Genomic DNA, 25,153 nt, shown 5'->3' with positions numbered 1-25,153 from the left:
TTAAGGAATCAGACCTTCATCACGCATGGCAATCTGGACAGATTGACGTTCTGCCACTTTATTACGGATATGAATAATATTTTCATATGGACTCAGATCATGCTCAATCTGGTTCGACCAGTTGGTCAAGACAAATAGATAGGCATCCGCAGGCCCAAAGTTATCATCCACCAGATAATCATTGTCCGATTCACCGATAGCTTTATCGATATAACTCAATAGTCGATCAATCTCTGCATAGGCTTTTTTCTTTTCATCTTCGGATAACTTGCCACCGAAGAACACCGCATAGGCATCATGTAGTTCAGAGTTCAGATAACCTAACCATTCCAGCACTTTGGCACGTCCCATGCCCGATGGTGGAATCAGATCTTGTTTTGGATCGTGTTGAGCAAGAAACGGTAGAATTGCAACATTTTCTGTCAGGATCAGACCAGGGTTAATTTCTAACGCTGGTACATAGCCTTTAGGATTAACTTCGTAATAATCCGTACCTTTTTCTGTTTTATGTGTTTTTAAATCAACACGTTCCAAATCAAAATCGACATTAATTTCATTTAAAATAATATGAGCTGCCAGTGAGCAGGCACCTGGCGAATAGTAAAGCTTCATTTCTGATCCTTGTTATACACTTCTCAATGTTTTAAATCGCTTCTGACAAACTTTCAAGTGATCAAACCTGTAAATTGCAAAAAAGCGTAACTGTGATCTCAAGACAGTTACTCATTCAATATTCAGGATATTCCGGGCTTTTGCAAGTCAATCTTGTGTAGATTTTTATCTCTATCTGTTTAACATACACAGGTTTTCCAAATTTAGATGATATTTCGTGATTAGCCTGAAAAAAGAAGAATGGTTTTCCAATATCCGCACAGATGTACTGGCAGGTCTGGTGGTGGGACTTGCCCTGATTCCTGAATCAATTGCCTTCTCTGCCATTGCCGGTGTTGATCCGCAAGTCGGTTTGTATGCCTCTTTCTGCATTGCAGTATCCATTGCCTTTTTTGGCGGCCGTCCTGCCATGATCTCTGCGGCTACAGGTGCTATGGCGCTTTTGATGATTACCTTGGTAAAAGAACATGGTCTGCAATATCTGTTGGCTGCCACAATTCTGACCGGTATCATTCAGGTCATTGCCGGTTATTTTAAAGTCGCTAAATTAATGCGCTTTGTATCGCAGGCTGTGGTCTATGGATTTTTAAATGCCTTGGCGATCCTGATATTTGTGGCACAAATCCCGGAAATTAACCGGATGGATAGCACCGGTTATCTGTTTATTGCGATTGGTCTGGCGATTATTTATCTGTTTCCTTATATCCCTAAAATCGGTAAAGCCATTCCCTCACCTTTAATCTGTATTATAGTTTTAAGTGGGCTAGCGCTGTTGTTGGGTGCAGATATGCGTACCGTGAGCGATCTGGGGCAATTCCCGGATACTTTGCCAGTATTCCTGATTCCAGAAATTCCACTCAATCTGGAAACCTTGCAAATTATCCTGCCTTATTCCTTTACCTTGGCAACTGTCGGTTTGCTGGAAAGCATGATGACCACTACGGTCATTGATGAAGTGACTGGAACTGAAGGTGACCGGCATCAGGAATGTCGTGGTCAGGGTATGGCCAATATTGTCAGCGGCTTTATGGGCGGGATGGCCGGTTGTGCCATGATCGGCCAGTCAATTATCAATGTGTCTTCAGGGGCACGTACCCGTTTATCGACTCTGGTCGCTGGTGTGTTTCTACTCTGTCTAGTGGTTTTTTTGAAAGACTGGCTGGCTTATATCCCAATGGCAGCGCTGGTTGCGATCATGATTATGGTGGCATTTACCACCTTTCAATGGGGAGCGATCAAACAGTTTGGCAAGCATCCACTGGAATTTAATATCGTGATGATTGCCGTGATTATTGTCGTGCTTGCCACTCATAATCTGGCACTCGGTGTATTTGTGGGCGTATTACTCTCTGCTCTGTTCCTTATTAATAAACTGGAAAAAAGTGTCCATGTCGAAACCTATTTAAAAGATGAATACTCACGTTGTTATGTGATTTCCGGTCAGATTTTCTTCAGCAGTACAGAAAAATTCTATCAGTTCTTTGATTTTAAAGAGGAGCTTGAACACGTGGAACTGGATCTGACCCACGCGCATATCTGGGATGTGACCTCAGTGAACATGTTGAATAATGTGATCCAGAAATTTAAAGCCCAAAATATAGACGTAACAGTGATCGGTTTAAATGAAGCCAGCAGTACACTGATTGACCGGTTTAGTAGCTGATGAACGGTGATTAATAAAAGAGCCTCAATTGGCTCTTTTATTTTATCTGGAAGATCTCGCCAATTTTTATGGAGAAATACCGAGAAAAGTTTGACTTGCTCGGCTCAGGACTTAAAATACCGCATTCTGAATTTTTAGATTTGCCAAAGTTATGTCGAACGATCAATTAGACCAGCAAGTCGTGGAGCTGGAAAACTTAAGCGAGCACCGTGAAATCGTGACGTTTATGCGCCGCTCAATGCCGTTAAACACCTCTCAACGTACTGCGCTTGAACAATATGGTCACTTAATTTTGGAATATCCAGTGGGTGATTTGCGTCAGCACTTTGAACATCCAGAGCGCCCTTTGACTGTAGAAATCGGTTTTGGGATGGGCCGTTCACTGGTATTGATGGCCAAAGCCAATCCTGAGCGTAACTTTGTCGGGATTGAAGTGCATGTACCGGGTATTGCGCAATGCATTTACGAAGCAGGTGTTGAAGGCCTAACGAATTTACGTGTACTGGATGCAGATGCAATTCAGGTATTACGTGAAATGCCAGACAACAGTATCAATACTGTGCAATTGTACTTCCCTGATCCATGGCAGAAAAAGCGTCATTTTAAACGCCGTTTTGTTTCGCATGACCGTATGCTACTGGTGGAGCAAAAGCTGGAGCTTGGCGGAACTTTCCATGCTGCAACGGACTGGGAACCGTATGCAGAGTGGATGATTGAAGTATTGGAAGAACGTCCACGACTGGAAAATCTGGCGGGCAAAGGCAACAGCTACCCTCGTCCAGAATGGCGTCCGCAAACCAAGTTTGAACGTCGCGGGATTGAAGCCGGTCACAAGATTAATGATTTTATCTTCAAGAAAATTTCTTAATCCAAGATTCAAAAAAAGCGCTGATTAATCAGCGCTTTTTTATGGGAGAAATTTTGCAATCCACTTATATATAAAGACAAATGCACCCGAAATAACACTTAAGAAGAAAAATAGATTTTCATCTTTATACTATTTCCATTTTTTATTATTTTTTCTTTTCATTTTTCACCAAAATTAAAGAGGAAAAAGAATTGAGTATTTTATTTTAGACTAAAAAATCCGGCTCTTTTATTTTCGATGACGTTCTAGGATTTGCTGGCTCAACAACTGATAGACATTTTGCAAATCTTCCCGCTGCATATTAGCTAACATCTGCTGATGCATATTCAAGATATTCTGATCACCACGCATCGCTGGGCCGGTCTGCATTTGTTTGGGATCATTCTGCGTGGCTTTACTGGCGGTTTCCAGCATCAAGGGATACAACAAACTAAAATCGACCTGTTGTGCATCAACCACCTGCTTGCCCATGTCATAACAATAATTGGCAAAGTTACAGGCAAATACCGCTGCAAGATGCAAACTGAGACGTTGACTAGAATTATAAATATAAACACGATTGCTTAGGCTATTTGCCAGTTCTAATAACAGGATTTGGTCCTGTTCATTCTCCGCCTCAATAAATAGTGGCGTCTGCTGCCAATCAATCTGGCGTTCCAGACTAAAGGTCTGTAAAGGATAAAATACGCCTGCACGCGCATGCACATTTTTCAGTAAATCGAGATGGGTACTGCCAGAGGTATGTACGATCAGATTCTGCTGCAGATGCGGATGAATCCGTTCAATGACGCTGGCAATCGACTGATCACTGACCGCGATAATGACCAGATCCACCTCATGATCCAGCTGTTGAGGCTGAGCGATGGCCTGAGCGTTGAATTGCTCAGCCAGATATTGTGCTTTTTCTAGGGTTCGACTGTAGATCTGTACGATCTCATGGTGTGCTGAAAATACACGGGCAAGATGATATGCCACTCGCCCTGCCCCAATCATACTGATCCGCATCTTGTGCTGTTCCTGACTCATTGCGCACAGCATGCCAATAAATACAGATTGAGGCAATTGGCCTTGATGTTTTTGAATAGGCTTTAGAACTTTCGCAGGGTCAGAATCTGTTCACTTCGGCCAAAAGGTCCATGAACATCATGCAGAATCCCGCTAGTCAGACCGATACCATCTTCACCATATTGCTGCACCACTTCCAGTCCCAGCCATTTACCCTGCGGCAGACGGTGCATATGAATCTGCAGGTCCAGATTCGGAAATCCCCAACCGGAATTCGGGTCCTGACGTGGCACAATGCCATTGGCCGTATCGACCATACCGAGCAAACGACTAAAGTCTGTCGTCGGTTGACCTTCTACCATGTCCAGCGAATTTCTTAGCCAGACAATGCCCTTGCCTGCACGATGGTCAGCATGTGCCCGGGTTTCAATACTCTGGATATAACCGCCCGGCCAGCAGCGCATACCCTCCCAAACCGGTAAATATTCTGGACTTTCGATCGGAAAATCTTCCACTCCAGCAATGGCCGTGGTATTTGAAGTTAGCATTCTCCACGCGCGTGCCACGATACAGGTTTTACCATTGGCACACATTTCAGCTTCAACCAGTTCAATGGTTTTACCCGGACGGATCATGCGTGTGGTAATCGAAAATTCACCAAAGGCTATAAGGCCAAAAATATCCAGCCCGACCCGACCAATACGCATGTCAGCACGTGGCTGAAACTGTTCCAGTTCGACGCATAGAATACCGGTGGCTGGCGCCATGTGCTGCTCATGCGGATTCCACGCACCTTGTGCATGAATATTAGAACGGTAATAAGCCGTAGTACTGCCATCTGCATGCTGTTCGCGCTGAATAAAACTGTAATATGCCGACATTGTTTTAATACTTCCCTGAATATTCTCTTAAACTTTAGAATTTGCAAAAAGTTCTTTGATCTTTATTTTCTGAGCAAAAAGCCATGATAATTCATGATTTGACAATAAATTTTGCACTGTTTAAATCCGACTTTGGTTAAAAGTGCTGTAAAATTTTGCGCAGATAACAAGTGAAAATCCTGCTCCAAGCGTTCAATCATCTTGCCACTTTGCACCATGCTTAACCCTGTCTGCTGTGCCAGCTTCTGCATAATTTTGATGTCTTGCTGATCTTCGGGTTGCATCAGGTCATAGGTCAATGCAAGACCGTTGGTTTTAAGACACTGATGGATAGCCTGAAAAAATCCGTTTTTTTCGGAATTTGGAATGAAATGAGCCACCAGAATGGCCAATGCGGCATCGAAAGTATCCGGCTGATTCAAATCTTGAATCGTGCTTTGGATGAATTGCACCCTTTGTCGATCTATAGAATTCAGATTTTTACTAGCCTGTTTCAGCATGGCTGCTGATGGATCAATTGCAGTAAAGGTCCAGTCTGGATGTTGCTCTAATAAATACGACAATTCATAACCTGTTCCGCAACCCACTATTAATATATGTGCGGTTTCTGGGAGTTCAGTGCTGAGAATTGCTTCAATCTGCTGATGCACCAGTTCATAACCGGGAATCAGTTTACGGATATGATTGTCATAACTGACGACCACGACTTCACTGTGAAAGTTTTTTGCCATATTTTTACTCTAAATCTATGCACGAATCTAAAACTCAGGCGGGTATTTAGATAGATTGAATATTTAAATCTTGTAGCTTGATCTTATTTACTGTTTTCTTGAAATTTGATCATAGACCCGGCGACATGGATGTCGCCATTTTGCTGAGGGACATGGAAGTCCCTTCAGCAAAATAAAGGGATTTTGCTTACTTTTGGCCCATCAAAAGTAAGAAAAGCCTAAACATTGATATCGAAACCGTTATACAAATGGAGGCAATGCATGCATTAAATACTGCTTTGCCCCATTTAAGAATCACATCAATACAATTTAAGCAATCTCTTTCAAGTTCAGCTCTTCACGCATAAATTCACGCAATTTGAACTTCTGCGCCTTACCGGAAGCCGTCATTGGAAATTCCTGGAAGAAACGCACATAACGTGGCACTTTATTGTGAGAAATATGCTCCTTACAATACTGACGGATAGTTTCCTCAGTACACGGATCATTTTCATGCAGGATGATGCAAGCACAAAGTTCCTCACCATATTTATGGTCTGGCACACCGATCACCTGTACATCTGAAACGGCAGGATGGGTATAAAGGAAATCTTCGATTTCTTTCGGGAACAGGTTTTCTCCGCCACGAATGACGACATCCTTGATTCGACCCTTGATTTTCACAAAGCCTTCATCATCCATTTCAGCGATATCACCGGTATGCATCCAGCGTGCAGCATCAATCACTTCCTGAGTTTTGTCCTGGTCTTCCCAGTAACCGAGCATGACGGAATAACCGCGTACACATAGCTCGCCCAATTGACCGCGTGGCACCACCTTGCCATTTTCATCGACAATTTTAACTTCCAGATGCGGATGTACTCGGCCAACCGTACTAACACGTCGCTCGACACTGTCTGCCGTTGAGCTTTGTGCACTCACTGGCGCAGTTTCGGTCATGCCATAACAAATCGTGATTTCAGACATATGCATGCGTTCAATCACGCGCTGCATAATTTCCTGCGGACATGGACTACCCGCCATAATCCCGGTACGCAGACTGGACAGGTCAAATTCGTCAAACTGTTCATGCTCAAGAATAGCGATAAACATGGTTGGCACACCATAAGCCGCGGTACATTTTTCCTGCTGAATGGCTTTCAAGGTTTCCAGCGGATTAAATACAGCTGATGGATAGATCATGGCAGAACCATGCGTAATACAGGCCAGATTACCCATCACCATACCAAAGCAGTGAAATAAAGGAACTGAAATACAGACGCGGTCTTCTGGACCTAAATGAATCGCTTCACCGACAAAGTACCCGTTATTTAAAATATTATTATGGGTCAGCATGGTGCCTTTCGGATTGCCCGTAGTGCCCGAAGTAAACTGGATATTAATCGTTTCATCGAACTGCAATTCACTGGAGATCTGTTGCAGTTGTTCCAGCTCTTGGGCGCTTGGCGAGCTTAGTAAATCCTGAAAACGGTGGATACCGGTATGCTGCTGATCATCAATTTTAATCACATGCTTTAAATGCGGCAAGCGCTCTGCATTGAGGAATTTACTTTCAGTCTGCATCAGCTCAGGTGCAATTTTAGTCAGAATTTCCTGATAGTCCGTCGTCTTAAACTGCGCTGCAATCACCAGTCCCTTACAGGAGACCTTGTTTAGCACATATTCAAGCTCATTGCTTTTATAGGCCGGATTCAGGTTCACCAGAATAATGCCTGCCTTGAAGGCCGCAAACTGGGTAATGGTCCATTCCACACAGTTCGGCGACCAGATTGCCAGACGGTCACCTTTTTGCATACCCAGTTTCAGCAGCTGACAGGCAAAGGCATTGACCTGATCCTGTAGCTGCCGGTAACTGAGGCGTATGTTCTGATGCAAACTCACTACCGCATCACGTTCTGCATACTGCTCGCAAGCCTGATCAAATTTTTCACCAATCGTCATGCCCAATAAAGGCTGGCTGCTGGTTCCATAGGCATAGCTTAACCGTACTTGTGTCATTGAATCGATCTCCTTGATTCTTTGTAATTCTGATTTTCAACTTTACTAATTGTTTTATGACCACGACGACCTTGTCTGTGTACCGGTTTTTTGTGTGTTTATGCTTGTAAATTTTCCTCCTGCCCACGTACTGCGTTGACACAAAAATCGGCAATCTGTTTGACAAAGTGATCCTTATACTTCTGATCAAACATGACATTTCGGGACGGATTTAAAGGTTCAATCACGACAAAGGTCATGGCACCAACCACACCTAATGCTGCCGTATTCAAATCTTCAAATTCGAATTCTCCATTGACCTTTCCTTCGGCCAGAATTTCCTTAATGCTCTGCTTGAGCAGCTGCTTACTGCGAAAACGCTCATGTTCCATTTCCGGATCGACCGGTTCGAACATCAGTGAATACGCCAATTGGGGGCTATTCATGGCACGCTTGACAAAAGTTGTAACAGATTTTTGCAATTTCAGTTTTGGCGATAAATCTGACTCGGCAATATGGTTCAGAATTCCGACTTCATGCTGAATCGCGGCCGACAAAACCTCAATTAAAATCTGGCTTTTGCTTTCGAAATATCGATAGACCAGCCCTGTAGAAACGCCTGCGCGTTCTGCAATCGCCTGAATCGATGCCTCCTTCAAGCCCCCTTGAATAATCAGTTCACGAGCAGATTCCAAAATCGACAGGCGATTTTGTTCCATTCGTTCCTGCATCAATGATGATCTTTTATAACTCATAAAATTAATCTCAACAAGATAAAATGAATTGTAAATCATTTTGTGAATATAGATTCACTTTTTTATTTTTTCGTTGTATGTTAAAACCACAAGCACAACAACAATGCTTTTTTGGACACAACAAATATAACCTCAGGATGGATGAAGAATGAATTTACAAAGCTTGGATTTCGGTTTGGATGAAACTCTTATTGCGCTTCGTGATTCAGTGGCCGCATTTTGCACCAAGGAAATTGCCCCAATTGCCCAGCAAGTTGACCGTGACAATGAATTCCCGGCTCACCTCTGGAAAAAATTTGGTGATATGGGTCTACTTGGTTTAACGGTCAGTGAGGAATATGGCGGTACCAATCTGGGGTATCTGGCCCATATTATTGCCATGCAAGAAATTTCCCGTGCTTCAGCATCCATTGGTTTGTCCTATGGTGCCCATTCTAACCTATGTGTAAACCAAATTAAGCGAAATGGTAATGAAGAACAGAAGCAGCGTTACCTGCCAAAACTGATTTCTGGCGAATATGTCGGTGCATTAGCAATGTCTGAGCCAAATGCCGGATCAGATGTAGTCAGCATGAAACTGAAAGCTGAAGATAAAGGCGATCATTATCTACTCAACGGTTCCAAGATGTGGATTACTAATGGTGGTGATGCCGATGTACTTGTCGTCTATGCCAAAACCGATTTACAAGCAGGTGCCAAAGGTATGACCGCCTTTCTGGTTGAAAAAAATATGCCAGGTTTCAGTCATGGCACGCATTTGGACAAACTGGGTATGCGCGGTTCCAATACTTATCCGCTGTTTTTTGACAATGTCGAAGTACCGAAAGAAAACGTCATGGGTGGCGTCGGCAATGGTACCAAAGTGTTAATGAGTGGGCTGGATTACGAGCGGGCTGTATTGAGTGCTGGCCCACTGGGGATTATGGATGCCTGTATGGATACCGTGATTCCATATATTCATGACCGTAAACAGTTTGGTCAGGCGCTGGGTGAATTCCAGTTAATGCAAGGCAAAATTGCCGACATGTATTCGACTTGGCTGGCATGTAAGGCACTGGTTTATGCGGTCGGCGCTGAATGTGACAAGGCCGAACATAGCCGTAGCCTGCGTAAAGATGCTGCCAGTGCCATTTTATATGCTGCTGAAAAAGCAACCTGGATGGCGGGTGAAACTATTCAGACTTTAGGTGGTAACGGTTATATCAACGAGTTTGCTGCAGGCCGTTTATGGCGCGATGCCAAACTGTATGAAATTGGCGCCGGTACTTCAGAAATCCGTCGCATGTTGATTGGCCGTGAACTTTTCAACGAAACAGCCTAAATCTTAACACTTAGAATAAAACAAGGATGTTCGTCATGAATCAGTTATCGAGCAAAATTAATACTCGTAGTGAAGAGTTTAAAACCAACCAGACTGCCATGCTGCAACTGGTGGATGACCTAAAACAGAAAGTCGAAAAGATTGCTCTCGGTGGCGGCGAAACTGCCCGCCAAAAACATTTAGATCGCGGCAAGCTGTTACCACGTGAACGGATTAATCACCTGATTGATCCAGGAACCGCTTTTCTGGAAATTGGTCAGCTGGCTGCCTATCAAGTCTATCAGGATGATGTTCCTGCCGCAGGTGTGGTCGCGGGTGTTGGTCAGGTCAACGGTGTGACCTGCATGATCATCGCCAATGATGCTACGGTGAAAGGCGGTACTTATTATCCATTAACAGTGAAAAAGCATTTACGTGCCCAGGAAATTGCCGAACAGAACCATCTGACCTGTATCTATCTGGTGGATTCAGGGGGTGCATATTTGCCTTTACAGGATGAAGTTTTCCCGGATCGCGATCACTTTGGCCGTATTTTCTACAATCAGGCACGTATGTCAAGCCAAGGTATCGCCCAGATTGCAGTGGTAATGGGTAGCTGTACTGCGGGCGGTGCGTATGTTCCCGCGATGTCGGATGAAACTATTATTGTGCGCAATCAGGGCACGATTTTCTTGGGTGGCCCTCCTCTAGTTAAGGCAGCTACTGGTGAAGTGGTTTCCAGTGAAGACTTGGGTGGTGGTGATGTGCATACCCGTTTATCGGGTGTAGCTGATCATCTGGCTGAAAACGATGAACATGCGATTGCGATTGCCCGCAACATCGTGGCCAACCTGAACAAAAAGCCAAACAAGACCGCAGATGAAATCGAAGCGCCGCTATTTGACAGTTCGGAACTGTACGGCATTGTGCCGAGTGACGCGCGTAAGCCTTTTGATATCCGTGAAGTGATAGCCCGTATTGTCGACGGTTCACGTTTTGACGAGTTCAAGGCACGTTTCGGCACTACCCTGGTGACCGGTTTTGCCAAGCTCTATGGCATGCCGGTCGGGATAATTGCCAATAATGGCATTCTATTTTCCGAGTCTGCCCAAAAAGGCGCACATTTTATTGAACTGTGTACCCAGCGCAATATTCCGCTGATTTTCCTACAAAACATTACCGGCTTTATGGTCGGTCGCCAGTATGAAAATGAAGGCATTGCCAAAAATGGTGCCAAGCTGGTGATGGCCGTCGCCAATGCCAATGTTCCAAAACTGACCTTGGTAATTGGCGGCTCTTTTGGTGCCGGTAACTACGGTATGTGTGGCCGCGCCTATTCGCCACGCTTCATGTGGACCTGGCCAAACTCGCGTATTTCAGTGATGGGCGGTGAACAGGCCTCTAGCGTATTGTCGACTTTGAAACGCGATCAGATTGAACAAAAAGGTGGAACATGGTCTGCTGAAGAAGAAGACCAGTTTAAACAGCCGATTCGTGACCAATATGAACGCCAAGGCCATCCTTACTATGCTTCTGCGCGTTTATGGGATGACGGTGTCATTGATCCAGCGCAATCGCGTGAAGTCCTAGCCTTGAGTCTGGCTGCGGCACTGAATGCGCCAATCCAGCCAACCAAATTCGGCGTGTTCCGCATGTAAGGGGTGACAAAATGACATATCAATTTTTACAGCTCGAACAGCAGGATCAGGTCGCGACAGTCTGGATTAACCGTGCCGAACTGCACAATGCTTTTAATACCCAGGTGATTGAAGAACTGCATGCCTGTTTCCGGTCTTTAAATGACCATGATGATGTGCGTGTGGTGATTTTGGCAGGCCGAGGCAAGAGTTTCTCTGCTGGCGCGGATCTGAACTGGATGAAACAGGCAGGTCAGGCATCACAGGCAGACAACGAAGCGGATGCTCTCAAACTGGCAAAAATGCTGCAAAGTCTGGCGACCTTAAAACAGCCAACCATTGCCCGGGTACACGGCATTGCCTTTGGTGGCGGCATGGGGCTGGCCTCAGCCTGTGATATTTGTGTGGCCAGTACAGATGCCAAGTTTGCGACGTCAGAAGTACGTTTAGGATTAGCCCCTTCGACCATTAGTCCGTATGTGATTCGTGCGATTGGCGCCCGTCAGGCGTCACGTTATTTCCTGACTGCTGAGCGAATCTCAGCTGAACAGGCGAAAACCATTGGTCTGGCACATGAAGTGACTGCACCAGAACAGCTCGACAGCAAAATTGATGAGATTGTGGAAGCGCTCTTACTCGGTGGACCAGCAGCGCAAAACGCCTCAAAACAGCTGATTCAACTGGTCGATCAACAGGTCCTGACTGAAGATCTGCTGTTTAAAACCGCACAGCATATTGCCCATGTTCGCCAGGGAGATGAGGCGAAAAATGGACTGAATGCATTTTTAAACAAACAAAGCCCGGCCTGGATCAAGACCACGGCATAACAACAAGAAGGATCGTAGGATGTTTGAAAAGATTTTAATTGCCAATCGTGGTGAAATTGCCTGCCGTGTGATTCGTACAGCGAAAAAGTTAGGGATTGCCACCGTTGCCGTCTACTCCGATGCCGATGCTCAGGCACAGCATGTGAAACTGGCAGATGAAGCCATCCATATTGGTGAATCGCCTGCTGCACAAAGTTATTTACAGATTGAACGTATTATTCAGGCAGCAAAAACTACCGGTGCTCAGGCCATTCATCCAGGTTATGGTTTCCTGTCTGAAAATGACCAGTTTGCCCTGGCCTGTCAGGATAACAACATTGTCTTTATTGGTCCGCCAGTGGATGCCATTCTGGCAATGGGTCTAAAGGCCACCTCTAAAGCGCTGATAGAAAAAGCCGGTGTGCCTCTAACCCCCGGCTATCATGGTACCAATCAGGATGCCGACTTCCTGAAACAGCAGGCAGACAATACTGGCTATCCGGTACTGATCAAGGCCAGTGCCGGCGGTGGCGGTAAAGGCATGCGTCTGGTGGAACGCAGCGAAGATTTTCTTAGCTCGCTTGCTTCATGCAAGAGTGAAGCACGTTCAAGTTTTGGCAATGAAGACGTTCTGATTGAACGTTATGTGATTCAGCCACGTCATATTGAAGTGCAGGTGTTTGGTGATACCCACGGCAATTATGTACATCTGTTCGAACGTGATTGCTCGGTACAGCGTCGCCATCAGAAAGTGTTGGAAGAAGCGCCTGCACCGAAAATGCCGGAAGACAAACTGGAGGCGATGCGTCAGGCGGCAATCGATGCTGCGCGTGCAGTAAATTATGTCGGTGCCGGTACAGTCGAGTTTATCGTGGAGCAAGACGGCACAGCTTACTTCATGGAAATGAACACCCGTCTTCAGGTTGAACATCCTGTCACTGAAATGATTACCGGACAGGATCTAGTGGAATGGCAACTGCGCGTGGCCTTTGGTGAACCTTTACCGAAGCAGCAGCATGAATTGCAGATTCATGGACATGCACTCGAAGCCCGTGTTTATGCCGAAGAACCGGAAAAAGGCTTTATTCCTGCGATTGGTCAGATCAGCTACCTGCATTATCCGGAGCAAAATGACCATGTCCGCGTTGATAGTGGCATTGTCGAAGGCGATGAAATCAGCACCTATTATGATCCGATGATTGCCAAACTGATTGTCTGGGGTAAAAATCGTGAAGCAGCCTTGACCCAAATGCATCATGCACTGGGTCAGTTCCATGTCGATGGTCTGGGTAACAATATCGCTTTTCTAGATCGCTTGGTGCTGTGTGACTCTTTTAAAAATGCACATTTAGATACTGGCCTGATTCAGCGTGAAGAAGAATCTCTGCTCAAACCTTCTGCGGATATCCGTGCCGAACTGGTAGTTAGTGCCGCACTGATTGAACTTCTGTCACGTCAGGCACAGAATCCCGCTCCAAGCAATCCGGTATGGCAGCAGCAAGCATTCTGGCGCCTAAACCAGCAAAATAGCCATACAGTGCAATTACAACGCAATGGCATCAACCTGAAAGTTCAGTTCCGCACTCAGGATCAAGGCTTTGTCGCCAGCTATAACGGTCAGCAAATTCAAATTCAGGGTCAACTCGTCGATGCCCATACTTTAGCGTTACAACTGGCGGGTAAACAGCAAAAACTGGCTTTTAGCCAGACTGAGCAAGGCATTACCCTATTCCAGAATGGTCAAAGCTATAAGTTCAATTACCTGAAGTCTGATTTTAATAATCAGGATGAACAAGGCACGGAAAATAACCTGATCGCGCCAATGCCAGGCGTCATTACCCAGGTGCTCGTGGCAGCCAATGACAAAGTCAAAAAAGATGATGTGCTGATGACGCTGGAAGCCATGAAGATCGAATACTCGATTCGCGCACCGCATGACGGCATCATCGCAAGCTCATATTTCCAGAAGGGTGATCAGGTTAAAGCCGGTGATGAACTGGTCGAGTTCCAGCCGCTGGCGGAGGAAGTGGCATGACGGATTTTGTCAAAATCGTAGAAGTCGGGCCACGCGATGGCCTGCAAAATGAAAAAACACCTTTGACATTGGATGACCGGAAAAACCTGATTTTGGACCTGATGAAAACCGGTCTACAGTCCATCGAAGTCGGCTCCTGCGTTTCAGCCAAATGGGTACCGCAAATGGCAGACAGTGATGTGCTCTTTGCCAGCCTACCCCAAGATCCGAATATTCAGTTCAGTCTGCTGACCCCAAATCTGAAAGGTTTTGAATCGGCACTGGCTGTGGGTTGCAAAGAAGTCGCGGTATTTACCGCTGCTTCTGAAAGCTTTACCCGCAAGAACATCAACTGCTCGATTGATGAAAGCTTCGAGAAGTTTGCCGATGTCATGGCAGCAGCCAAAGCCAATGATATTAAGGTGCGCGGCTATGTCTCCTGCATGGTGGACTGTCCTTATGAAGGTGCGATTGATCCGAAGCAGGTGGTGAAAGTCACCCAGCGTTTGCTGGAGATGGGCTGCTATGAAGTGTCATTGGGTGAAACCATTGGCACAGCAACACCGGATCGGGTGAAAAATGTCTGGGATGCTTGTCTGGCTGAACTTGATGCCAAAGTGTTGGCGGGACATTTCCATAATACCTACGGCATGGCAATCGCCAATATTTACCAGTCTTTACTTCAAGGCATTCGGGTCTTTGACTCCTCCATTGCTGGACTGGGTGGCTGTCCTTATGCCCAAGGTGCATCTGGCAATGTCTCGACCGAAGACCTGTATTACCTGCTCTCGAATATGGGCTTTGAAACCGGTATTCAGCTGGATGCACTGATGCAGGCCAGTCGTAATATCAGTGAAGTCTTGCAGCGCAATAATCCATCCAATTATGCCAATGCCTACTGGCAAAAAGCCTGTGCTTAACAATAATCATGCTTGAGCAAAATAAACTTAAGCAACCCATAAGGATATAAACAGCAGATTTAAGTCTGCTGTAATAACAATAGAGGTGACAAGATGTCAAACAAGGTTTATGACAGCGCTCAATCCGCCTTAAAGGATGTGGTGCAAGATGGTCATACTCTGGCTGTCGGTGGTTTCGGCCTATGTGGTATTCCAGAAGCTTTGATCACGGCCCTAAAAGAAACTGGTGCCAAAAATTTGACCTGTATTTCCAATAATGCCGGTGTAGACGGCTTCGGTCTGGGGCTTTTACTGGAAACAAAACAGATTAAAAAAATGATCTCCTCTTATGTCGGTGAAAACAAGGAATTCGAACGTCAATATTTAAATGGCGAACTGGAAGTTGAGCTGACCCCACAGGGTACACTGGCAGAAAAATTACGTGCTGGCGGTGCCGGTATTCCGGCTTTTTATACGGCGACGGGTGTCGGAACCGTGATCGCTGAAGGTAAGGATGTCCGTGAATTTAATGGCAAGTCTTACATTCTGGAAGAATCTTTAACAGCTGATGTTGCTCTGGTTAAAGCCTATAAGGCCGATAAAGCCGGCAACCTGATTTTCCGTAAAACCGCCCAGAACTTTAATCCGGTCTGTGCCATGGCCGGCAAAATTACCATTGCTGAAGTCGAAGAGATTGTCGAAATTGGCGTGCTGGATCCGGACGAAATCCATCTTCCGGGAATTTATGTGAACCGGATAGTCCTGAATGCTCAACCGGAAAAACGTATTGAACAGATGACTTTAAAGGCGGAGGCTTGATCATGGCTTGGACACGTAATGAAATGGCGCAGCGCGCGGCACAAGAGCTTGAAGATGGTTTCTACGTCAATCTAGGGATTGGCCTGCCGACGCTAGTCGCGAACTATATTCCGGAAAATATCAATGTCTGGCTGCAGTCGGAAAATGGCCTGCTGGGGATTGGCGAATTTCCAACCGAGGAGACAGTGGATGCCGACCTGATCAATGCCGGTAAACAGACGGTTACCGCGCGTAAAGGTGCTTCATTTTTCTCAAGTGCCGACTCCTTTGCCATGATCCGTGGCGGTCATGTCAATATTGCCATTCTGGGTGCTATGGAAGTGTCCGAAACTGGTGATCTGGCCAACTGGATGATTCCAGGCAAAAAGGTCAAAGGCATGGGCGGTGCCATGGATCTGGTCGCGGGTGTACAAAAGGTCGTGGTCTTGATGGAACACTGCGCCAAAGATGGTACACCGAAAATTGTACCGCAATGTAGCCTGCCGCTGACCGGCCAGGCTGTGGTGAACCGGATTATTACCGATCTCGGTGTACTGGATGTTACTCCTGATGGAATTCAACTGGTTGAACTGGCACCAGAGGTAAGTTTTGAAGAGATTCAAAAAGTCACGGGGGTAGCGCTACTACGTAACGCTGCCTGATCCAGCCAGCCCTTAAGAATGAAGCATCTTAAGGGCTTTTTTATATATAGCTGTTTCATTTCAAAATAATAATCGCAGAATAAATGGATTTTAATCATGCAAACTCAACAAAATATTTTGCAGCGCTTCGCCTTGCGCGTCAGCGACTGGTCTGAAAAATGGTTTCCGGATTCTTATATTTTTGCCCTGCTTGGCGTCATCATTGTGGCGATTGCCGCCATCGGAATTGGTGCACCCGCACAGGATGTCGCGATTTCCTTTGGAGACGGCTTCTGGAGCCTGATTCCCTTTACCTTGCAGATGTGCATGCTGATCGTGGTCGGTTATGTGGTTTCCGTATCTAAGCCTGTCCAGCTTCTGATCCAGAAAATGGCGCGCCTGCCACATTCCGGTCGTGGTGCGATTGTCCTGGTCGCCACGGTCAGCCTGTTAATTTCTCTGATTAATTGGGCCATGAGTACTGTACTGACTGCACTCCTAGTGATTGCACTGGCACAGCGTAAAGAGCTTAACATGGATTACCGCGCTGCTGCGGCTGCCGCGATTATCGGGATGGGTGCGACCTGGGCACTGGGCATCAGTTCTTCAGCTGCACAGTTACAGGCCAATAAAAGCAGTCTGCCTGAACCGATTTATAATCTGACGGGCGTGATTCCATTTACCGAAACCATTTTCCTGCCGCAATCCATGATCATGACGGCGGTACTGATTGTAGCTTCAATTGCGATTGCTTACTGGTCAGCACCTAAAGGGTCTGACATTAAAACCATTGAGCACTTCCCGATTCAGATTGAAGAAGAAAAACCGGAAGTATCTGCCGAAAAAAGACCGGGGGATTGGCTGGAAAATTCACCCATTTTAAGCATTCTGATTGTGATTCTGGGTGCAGTCTGGATGTTTAACGAATTTTCCAAAAGCAATCCGATTCTGGCCATTTCCAGCTTAAATACCTATAACTTTATCTTCCTGATTTTGGGCGTGGCCTTACACGGTACACCGCGAAATTTCCTGAATGCGGTATCCAAAGCCGTACCCGCCATTTCTGGGGTACTGATCCAGTTTCCGCTGTATGGCAGTATTGCCTTTATGATGACCAATGCGCTAAACCCGGCCGATCTGTCATTGTCACATTACATTGCCGAGTTCTTTGTTTCCATTGCCTCGCAGGAAACCTTTGCCATTGTGATGGGCTTATACTCGGCGATTCTGGGTTTCTTTATTCCTTCTGGCGGAGGGAAATGGATTATCGAAGCGCCCTATGTGATGCAGGCTGCGCATGACCTGAAAGTGCATCTGGGCTGGTCGGTACAGATTTATAATGCGGCAGAAGCCTTGCCGAATCTGATTAATCCATTCTTTATGCTTCCGATGTTGGGTATCCTGAAATTAAAAGCCAAAGATGTGATTGGATTTACGGTGACCCAGTTGATTTTCCATCTGCCTTTGGTACTGTTCCTGCTATGGTTCCTTGGTCGGACATTGACTTATAGCCCGCCGGTATTTTCTTAATTTAAGATAATAAAAAAGGACGAAAATTCGTCCTTTTTTATTTAGGCCGCTCTCTTAATTTCCTGTCTTCTCAACTACACCTTCATCATCTACTTCACGTACAATTCCCGTTTCGGTATTCACGACCTCAAAGGTCACGCGACGATTCTGAAACTGTCCGGCAGGTGTGGCATTGGGTTCAACCGGCTGATCCTCTCCCATGCCAACTGCCTGTAACTGTGCAGGATTGACCCCTTTTCCAACGAGATAACTGGTAATCGCTTGAGCTCGTTGCACAGACAGCACCTTATTTTCTGCTTCACTACCCTGAGCATCGGCATGTCCTGTAACCTTCAGAATGACATGCGGTGCTCGTTGCAATAATGCAGCAGCCTGATCCAGCACCAATTTATTGACCTCGGGAACTTCAGTCGATGCCGTATCAAAATTAATGATCTGTAAATTCAGTGCAGTCGCCACATCCAGCGCTTTAACATTATCGGTCTTGATACTGGCCAAAGCTTGTTCTGCTTCGCTATTGGCCGTATTAATCACGTCACTTCTGTTGAGCGGCTGTTGGGTAACCACCGTGACATTCTTGGCCAGACTACGAATTTGTGCTGCCAGACGCTCGGCTTCTACATTGGTTGCTGCACGCACCGAAACCTGATTGCCAATCCAGTCCAGTGATACATTTGGCATTCCTTGGATTGTTCTCAACACAGTCGGAATAGTATCTTGATCGGTGAATTCTGAATGATAAACCTCACTGCTCAGCGCACCACAACCAATATTATAATTAAAGATCTGTTTGATCTCATTTTGTAGAATTTCCATATACTGCGGATTATTCAGCTGTAATTGGCAACTGACAATTTCGCCATTACTGCCGGTACTTAATCGCAAGGATGCAGGCTGAGCTGCAGCAACTTCGCTCGTTGCCTGGGTATTTGAATCTTCAACATCATCCTGCATGCAGCTACGAACCAGAAACAGGATCAAACCCGCCAAGATCAGAAAAATAATAAACGGCCATAAAAAGCCGGTTTTTCTCTCTTCCTGAACAATGATGGTCTGCTCCGCCAATACAGGCTCCTGATTTAAATTCTGCCCTGCCAAGGGTGAAACTCCTAGCGCTGCCAGAATAGGGCCAGCCCAAACGGGTAATGCACGCTGAATCGAATCGGCGTGGGTTTCCAGCAAATGGCCAATCGCTTCCGGACTTGAAGCACCCGCTTCGGTCTGTAAAAAATTCATGGTCGGTACAATTGACCGGTTCAAGGTATGCTCTATTTCATCTTGTGGCGCGCTCTGATCCACTTGATCCAGAAACTGCTGCTTGAGTGCCGGATTTGCATTGAATAATTCATGAATTTTTGGATTAAGTTGCTGACCAAGATTCTCAATCCAGGCGGGACGTGCACGCAATATACTTAAAAATATGGGATAGAATTGAGCCAAAGCTTGATCTTTGGCAAATAAATGCTCGGTTTCACCTTGAAGCACAATAGCCGTAACATCGCTTTTTAAGCGTTCTATAAAGTCTATATTCATAATCGTCACCATTCTTTTGATTTTTCTAATGTTTAATATTTAATCAGTGTAACGATCCCCATTTTTTTAAAATGTAAATAATTGTATGAATATCATAAAGTTTCACTATTTTTATTGAGCACTCATTTTACTGATACAGAATTTAAAAATAAAAAAAGCCAGCCGAAGCTGACTTTTATAAAATTGGGATCACTTAAGCAGTAAAAGTTTGAACAACTTTACCCAGCACTTTTTGATTAATTAGCGGGGTATTTTTACCTTGTGACACGATGCTTTCTTTATTCAGGGTCCATTCCAGTTCCGGATCTAGCAGCACCCAGCCTGATTCATTTACCCAGCGATCTGCCATTTGCGCAACACGAGCCGGAGCCAAGGTTACTTTTTCTACCCATTCCAGTGGAGTCAACAATCCTTCACGAATCAGTTGCAGACCAAAAGGCACATAAGTATCAAAAGCTGTGAATCCTGGCTGTGTTTCAGCAAACGGCGCCATTTTCGCAGAGCTGCTTAGCGGTTCATGATGAGTACAAATCGCATCAATCACACCTGATTTTACACCCTGACGCAGTAATTCTTTGTCCTGTTCAGAACGAAGCGGTGGACGCACATGTGCAAGAGAGTTAAATCCATCAATCAAATGATCAGTTAAATGTAACTGATGCATGGCCACATCACAGGTCACTGGCAAGCCTTTTTCCTTGGCAATACGGATCAATTCGACAGATGCACCACAAGACAACAGACCAAAGTGTGCTCGTACTTTGGTTGATTCAATCATCAACAGATATTTGGCAATTGCCACGGTTTCAGCCAGTGCCGGAATCATCGGCAAGCCCTGACGTGAAGCAATAAAACCTTCATGCACACAGCCGTCTTTGGCAATTTGTGGTTCTTCTGCATAGAACACCACCGTCAGGTCTAAACCTGCAGCATATTCAAGGGTACGCAGTACCACGTCATCATTGGCAAACGGCGCACTGGCATTGGAGACGGCTGTACAACCGCCCTTTTTCAAGCCCGCCATATTTGCCGGTTGTTGACCATTTAAGCCTTGGGTTTGCGCACCAATCACTTGAAGATAGATACCACCATCCAGCATGGCTTTTTCGACCAGACCGTGAATCAGCGCACCGTTGTCTTGTACGATTGGCTTTGAATCGGGTGGCGTAAATACATGCAAAATGCCATTTTCACGTGCCGCTTTTCCTTCAGACTTAAGCGTACCATGTTGCTGTTGACCCGGTTCACGTAAACGCGCACACAAATCGACCATGGTTGGCATTAACCATTTGCCTTGACCATCTATCGTTTCAGAGATATCTGCTGTTTCTGCAACGAATTTGCCATTTTCCAGATACACGGTCTGGATAGAATTAGTGTTTTGGATCGGATCAAGAACACGGACATTTTCAATTTTTACAATAGTCATGACTTATTCCTTAACCCGCAATCGCTTCAATCAAACCTTGTTCTTGCAACTGGCCTTGCATCGACAAAGCCAACACCGCCATACGCACTGCAATGCCATTGGTCACCTGCTTCAAAATCACAGATTGCGGACCATCCGCAATACTTGAGTCGATTTCAACGCCGCGGTTCATTGGTCCCGGATGCATCACGATACAATCCGGTTTGGCCATGGCAAGACGTTCTTTATTCAAGCCATACATTTTGTAGAACTCAGCTTGCGAGGCCAGTGCCGGAGAATCAATACGCTCATTTTGAATACGAAGCGTAATAATCACGTCGCAGTCTTTAATGCCGTCTTCCATATTGTTAAATAGACGAACACCATCGCCATATTCTTCAAAGCCTAATGGCAGCAAGGTATTCGGTGCAATCACCCGGATATCCTGGCAGCCTAAAGTTTGCAAGGCGGCTACATCTGAGCGCGCGACACGTGAATGCTTGATATCGCCAATAATGGCAATCGACATTTCTTCGAATTTTTTCTTGGTTTCACGGCGAATGGTCAGCATGTCCAGCATCGCTTGAGTCGGATGCGCATGACGGCCATCACCGGCATTAATAATTGCCACCGTTGGGCAGACATCTTTGGCAATAAAATGCGCTGCCCCTGAAGATGAATGACGTACCACGAAAATATCGGCCGCCATAGCTTCCAGATTCCATAACGTGTCACGCAGGGTTTCACCTTTGGAAGTACTCGAACGGGCAATATCGATATTGAGGACGTTGGCAGAAAGGCGCTTGGCAGCAGCTTCAAAGGTGGTGCGGGTACGGGTAGAATTTTCGAAGAACAGGTTCATCACCGTTTTGCCTTCGAGCAAATTATTGGTGATCAGCTGATTTTGGTCATTAAAAAAGGACTGTGCAGTGTCCAATATTTTTGTCAGGGTTTCTTTAGAAAGACCTTCGATGGTCAAGAAGTGTTTTAGATTACCTTCTTTATTGAGTTGAATCTGGCTCGGTGTATGCAATGCCGCCAAGTGCATGAGAGATTCCTTATGCGTTAAGTCAACATATTATACAGAGATTGGCGAATTTTTATAGTTGGCCACGCTGCTACTTGTACAAAAAGCATCTGAACAATAAAAATAGAAAAGCAGATTCCTTTGTATTTTTTCAATAAGATAATTTAACCCGATTTGCATCTTGCTGATTTTAAGTACAAAACCAACGGGCGCTTCAGTCTGGAGCATTCACACCCATCTCAGGTTTAACGCAGTGCACCAATATAACGATGTGACACCTGTGCACGATAGATATCGTCTTCATCCGGTTCGACCGAGATCAGCCCTTCCTGCTGGCTTGGGTGTGCAGATTCTGTTGGTGAATCTTGTGCTGTTTCCGAAATCTCCAGTACCATTTTCAGGCGCTGGATCAGATGATTCAAATCTGGGTCTTGGGTCTGCTCTGCCAGTTGAATCACATGCCGGGCATAATCCAGGTTCTCTGCCAGATAAATTGCATCAATCACCCGACCTGAAACACGTCGTAAACGTGCATAAATTAAAGTGGCCACTGAAAAAGCGTCATGGTTGCGTAACTGATTCTCTAACATCTTAACCCCCATTATAAAATTGAAAAATCAGGCAGCCATCGCTCCCCATCGACTGACCGCCTGATTTGCCATGTATAGAGCAAAATGCGTACCAGTTCCTCAATTTATAGTGTGAATATTATTTTTCTCTATCACATGCCACGGCCTTTCAGAGAATTTCAAAAGCTTTCAATATAAAAATACGGTAAACTTAGCGCAGTTTTTTATTTATCTTTTTTGGTCTCTCTATTATATGAATACCTCTCCACGTTTAAGCAATTATTGGGTCACCTGTGCCGATGGTCTGGAAACCTTATTAGAAGAAGAAATACAAGGCTTAGGTGTTCAGAATATTGAGCGTTTTCCGGGCCGTTTGACCTTTAAAGGCACACTGGAAAATGCTTATCGTATCTGCATGTGGTCACGTCTGGCTTCACGTGTTTTGATGCCGATCCACACGCATGAAATTGAATTTTCTCATGATGCCCGTGATGTGGCAGAAGAACTCTATGAAGGGGCTCTCAGCTTTGACTGGTCGCTGATTTTTGCACCACAAAGTACCTTTGCGATTCGTTTGCATGTCGAACGTGATATCAAGGTCAATACCCAGTTTGCGACTTTACGTGCCAAAGATGGTGTCGTAGATTCCTTTATGGAAGCCGTAGGCAAACGTCCAAGCATTGATACCAAACAGCCTGAAATTACCATGTATATTCTGGCAGGCAAGAAAGAACATACTTACTGCCTGGACCTGTCTGGCGACTCTTTGCATAAACGCGGTTATCGCCGCTTTATGACTGACGCCCCAATCAAGGAAAACCTGGCCGCTGCGATTCTGCAAAAAGGTGGTTTAAAAGCGTTAAATCCGGACATCATTGTCGATCCAATGTGTGGTTCAGGTACCTTTATTATTGAATCCCTAATGATTTTGACCGACCGTGCACCGGGTCTGGTCCGTCGTTTCGGTTTTAATGGCTGGAATGGCCATGACCATGAACTGTGGATGAGCATCAAGGCCGAAGCTGCTGAACGTCATCAAGCGGCAATGGAAAATCCATTACCACAATTCTATGCCTTCGATGCGGACTGGGAAGCGGTTAAAGCCACCAGACAAAATATTATCGCGGCGGGTTTTGAAGCTGCTCTCGACAATATCATGATCGAAGAACGGACTTTAAATGACTGGCCTGATTTCCATGCAGAAGGCAAGAAAGTATTCTTCGTGACCAACCCGCCATATGGCGAACGTCTCGGCGATAAAGCGCAAAACCGTTCTTTATACCTGGGTTTATCGGCTTTATTGCAAAAGAATTTCCCGAATCAAAAAGCGGCTGTGATTGCCTCCCAAGTGGAACAGGCCGATGTGCTGGCGTTCAATGATCCGCAAATCCTGCGTTTGATGAATGGTAAATTGCCGATCTATATCCGCTTCGGTACGGTTAAACCGGCCGCAGTGGTACGTCCATTCCTAGAAAGCTGGCAGCCTCAGCAGTTTGAACCGATTGAAGGTGCGATGGAGTTTGCCAACCGTCTGACCAAAAATATGCAAGCTCTAAAAAAATGGGCAGTCAAGGAACAGATCCATTGTTTACGTCTCTATGATGCAGATTTACCTGATTTTAACGTCGCAGTAGATCTGTATGGCGAGCGTTTGCATGTACAAGAATATGCGCCACCTAAAACTATTGATCCGGAAAAAGCCAAAAAACGTTTCAACCTGGCCTTACAGGCCATTCGTGCCGTGACCGGTTTGGGCCGTGATGCGATCTTTATCAAGACCCGTGCACGTCAGGAAGGTAAAAACCAGTACACCAAACAAAGTACAGCATCCAAGCGTTTTATCGTTCAGGAAGGTCAAGCCAAGATTCTGGTCAACCTGACCGATTATCTGGATACCGGTCTGTTCCTGGATCACCGTCAAATGCGTTTACGTATTGCACGTGAAGCAAAAGGCAAACACTTCCTGAACCTGTACAGCTATACTTCAACCGCGAGTTTACACGCTGCTTTGGGTGGTGCTGCGAGCACGACCAGCGTCGATCTGTCGAATACTTATTTGAACTGGTCGAAAGAAAACTTTGTCCTGAACGGTTTAACTGTGGATCATGCTGATGAACAGCACCAGTTCTTTGCCTCTGACTGTTTCGAATGGCTGAAAGAAGGTCATGAGCAATATGAGCTGATCTTTATTGATCCGCCAACCTTCTCAAACTCGAAGAAATTCTACGGGACCTTTGACGTACAGCGCGACCATTTGTCCCTGTTAAAACGTGCGATGAACCGCTTAACCACTGATGGTACCTTGTATTTCTCAAATAACTATCGTGGTTTTGAGATGGATGAAGAAATTCTGGCCTTCTTTGATGTTGAAGAAATTACCCAAGAAACTATTGGTCCTGACTTCAAGCGCAATCAAAAGATTCACCGTGCCTGGAAAATCCGTCATCCACAAGTGTAATTTGATGATGAATTAACTGTCTTCATCACGATTGATATCTT

General features: G+C 45.5%; 21 protein-coding genes. 11 read left to right on the top strand and 10 right to left on the bottom strand.

The genetic code is table 11. The features are described from left to right. On the bottom strand, window positions 1-612 hold the full coding sequence (locus tag MWG72_RS07690; protein WP_247143625.1) for a glutathione binding-like protein: 612 nt from the start codon (window positions 610-612) through the stop codon (window positions 1-3). A gap of 217 nt (window positions 613-829) precedes the next feature. Between MWG72_RS07690 and MWG72_RS07685 the strand changes: the two genes are divergently transcribed. Next, complete coding sequence (locus tag MWG72_RS07685) at window positions 830-2,275, top strand: SulP family inorganic anion transporter (RefSeq protein WP_247143624.1); 1,446 nt, start codon at window positions 830-832, stop codon at window positions 2,273-2,275. A gap of 151 nt (window positions 2,276-2,426) precedes the next feature. Next, complete coding sequence (gene trmB / locus MWG72_RS07680; RefSeq protein WP_247143623.1) at window positions 2,427-3,143, top strand: tRNA (guanosine(46)-N7)-methyltransferase TrmB; 717 nt, start codon at window positions 2,427-2,429, stop codon at window positions 3,141-3,143. A 228-nt stretch (window positions 3,144-3,371) separates the two neighbouring features. Here trmB and MWG72_RS07675 read toward each other — a convergent pair whose 3' ends face one another. The 5 genes from MWG72_RS07675 to MWG72_RS07655 form a co-directional block, all read right to left on the bottom strand. Next, complete coding sequence (locus MWG72_RS07675; protein ID WP_247143702.1) at window positions 3,372-4,148, bottom strand: Rossmann-like and DUF2520 domain-containing protein; 777 nt, start codon at window positions 4,146-4,148, stop codon at window positions 3,372-3,374. A gap of 83 nt (window positions 4,149-4,231) precedes the next feature. Next, entirely contained in the window at window positions 4,232-5,029 is a 798-nt protein-coding gene (locus MWG72_RS07670; protein ID WP_004280113.1) for a thioesterase family protein, read from the bottom strand. 62 nt (window positions 5,030-5,091) lie between these two features. Beyond that, window positions 5,092-5,760 carry a class I SAM-dependent methyltransferase gene (locus MWG72_RS07665; protein WP_247143622.1) on the bottom strand — a complete coding sequence of 223 codons (669 nt, stop codon included), beginning with the start codon at window positions 5,758-5,760 and terminating at the stop codon, window positions 5,092-5,094. Between the two features lie 309 nt (window positions 5,761-6,069). Further along, window positions 6,070-7,758, bottom strand: a complete 1,689-nt coding sequence (locus MWG72_RS07660; RefSeq protein WP_247143621.1) for an AMP-binding protein — start codon at window positions 7,756-7,758, stop codon at window positions 6,070-6,072. A gap of 98 nt (window positions 7,759-7,856) precedes the next feature. Further along, window positions 7,857-8,492 carry a TetR/AcrR family transcriptional regulator gene (locus MWG72_RS07655; RefSeq protein ID WP_005251442.1) on the bottom strand — a complete coding sequence of 212 codons (636 nt, stop codon included), beginning with the start codon at window positions 8,490-8,492 and terminating at the stop codon, window positions 7,857-7,859. Window positions 8,493-8,640: 148 nt separating this feature from the next. On the opposite strand from MWG72_RS07655, the gene MWG72_RS07650 reads away from it, so the two are divergent. The 8 genes from MWG72_RS07650 (at window position 8,641) to MWG72_RS07615 (ending at window position 18,117) form a co-directional block, all read left to right on the top strand. After that, a complete protein-coding gene (locus MWG72_RS07650; protein WP_247143620.1) occupies window positions 8,641-9,813 on the top strand; it encodes an isovaleryl-CoA dehydrogenase in 1,173 nt (390 codons plus the stop codon). 35 nt (window positions 9,814-9,848) lie between these two features. Next, on the top strand, window positions 9,849-11,450 hold the full coding sequence (locus MWG72_RS07645; RefSeq protein WP_247143619.1) for a carboxyl transferase domain-containing protein: 1,602 nt from the start codon (window positions 9,849-9,851) through the stop codon (window positions 11,448-11,450). 11 nt (window positions 11,451-11,461) lie between these two features. Continuing rightward, window positions 11,462-12,256: an enoyl-CoA hydratase/isomerase family protein gene (locus MWG72_RS07640; protein WP_247143618.1), complete on the top strand. Its 795-nt coding sequence runs from the start codon at window positions 11,462-11,464 to the stop codon at window positions 12,254-12,256. 19 nt (window positions 12,257-12,275) lie between these two features. Continuing rightward, complete coding sequence (locus tag MWG72_RS07635; protein ID WP_247143617.1) at window positions 12,276-14,270, top strand: acetyl/propionyl/methylcrotonyl-CoA carboxylase subunit alpha; 1,995 nt, start codon at window positions 12,276-12,278, stop codon at window positions 14,268-14,270. Then, window positions 14,267-15,169, top strand: a complete 903-nt coding sequence (locus MWG72_RS07630) for a hydroxymethylglutaryl-CoA lyase (RefSeq protein WP_247143616.1) — start codon at window positions 14,267-14,269, stop codon at window positions 15,167-15,169. Before MWG72_RS07635 ends, MWG72_RS07630 begins: the two co-directional genes overlap by 4 nt. 93 nt (window positions 15,170-15,262) lie before the next feature. Next, the gene (locus MWG72_RS07625) at window positions 15,263-15,967 is read left to right on the top strand and encodes a CoA transferase subunit A (RefSeq protein ID WP_004729993.1); all 705 of its coding nucleotides are present in this window, start codon (window positions 15,263-15,265) and stop codon (window positions 15,965-15,967) included. A 2-nt stretch (window positions 15,968-15,969) separates the two neighbouring features. After that, on the top strand, window positions 15,970-16,608 hold the full coding sequence (locus MWG72_RS07620) for a CoA transferase subunit B (protein WP_247143615.1): 639 nt from the start codon (window positions 15,970-15,972) through the stop codon (window positions 16,606-16,608). A 96-nt stretch (window positions 16,609-16,704) separates the two neighbouring features. Continuing rightward, window positions 16,705-18,117 (top strand): short-chain fatty acid transporter, encoded by a 1,413-nt coding sequence (locus MWG72_RS07615; protein WP_004646585.1) that lies wholly within the window; start codon window positions 16,705-16,707, stop codon window positions 18,115-18,117. Window positions 18,118-18,171: 54 nt separating this feature from the next. Here the strand turns inward: MWG72_RS07615 and MWG72_RS07610 are convergent, their stop codons facing one another. The 4 genes from MWG72_RS07610 to MWG72_RS07595 all read right to left on the bottom strand — a co-directional run bounded on the left by MWG72_RS07610 (window position 18,172) and on the right by MWG72_RS07595 (window position 22,675). Further along, complete coding sequence (locus MWG72_RS07610; protein ID WP_247143614.1) at window positions 18,172-19,662, bottom strand: OmpA family protein; 1,491 nt, start codon at window positions 19,660-19,662, stop codon at window positions 18,172-18,174. Window positions 19,663-19,843: 181 nt separating this feature from the next. Further along, window positions 19,844-21,079, bottom strand: coding sequence for a dihydroorotase (locus MWG72_RS07605; RefSeq protein ID WP_247143613.1), 1,236 nt, complete (start codon window positions 21,077-21,079; stop codon window positions 19,844-19,846). 10 nt (window positions 21,080-21,089) lie between these two features. Beyond that, entirely contained in the window at window positions 21,090-22,106 is a 1,017-nt protein-coding gene (locus tag MWG72_RS07600; protein ID WP_004730000.1) for an aspartate carbamoyltransferase catalytic subunit, read from the bottom strand. Between the two features lie 224 nt (window positions 22,107-22,330). Continuing rightward, a complete protein-coding gene (locus MWG72_RS07595) occupies window positions 22,331-22,675 on the bottom strand; it encodes a hypothetical protein (RefSeq protein WP_004280135.1) in 345 nt (114 codons plus the stop codon). A gap of 232 nt (window positions 22,676-22,907) precedes the next feature. Between MWG72_RS07595 and rlmKL the strand changes: the two genes are divergently transcribed. Then, the gene (gene rlmKL, locus MWG72_RS07590; RefSeq protein WP_004280136.1) at window positions 22,908-25,112 is read left to right on the top strand and encodes a bifunctional 23S rRNA (guanine(2069)-N(7))-methyltransferase RlmK/23S rRNA (guanine(2445)-N(2))-methyltransferase RlmL; all 2,205 of its coding nucleotides are present in this window, start codon (window positions 22,908-22,910) and stop codon (window positions 25,110-25,112) included. The last annotated feature ends 41 nt before the right edge of the window (window positions 25,113-25,153 follow it).

It is taken from the genome of Acinetobacter lwoffii (genome assembly GCF_022967985.1).
Classification (GTDB): domain Bacteria; phylum Pseudomonadota; class Gammaproteobacteria; order Pseudomonadales; family Moraxellaceae; genus Acinetobacter.
Note: the sequence above shows the minus strand (reverse complement) of the source record. Positions and strands in the feature narration are given on the sequence as shown.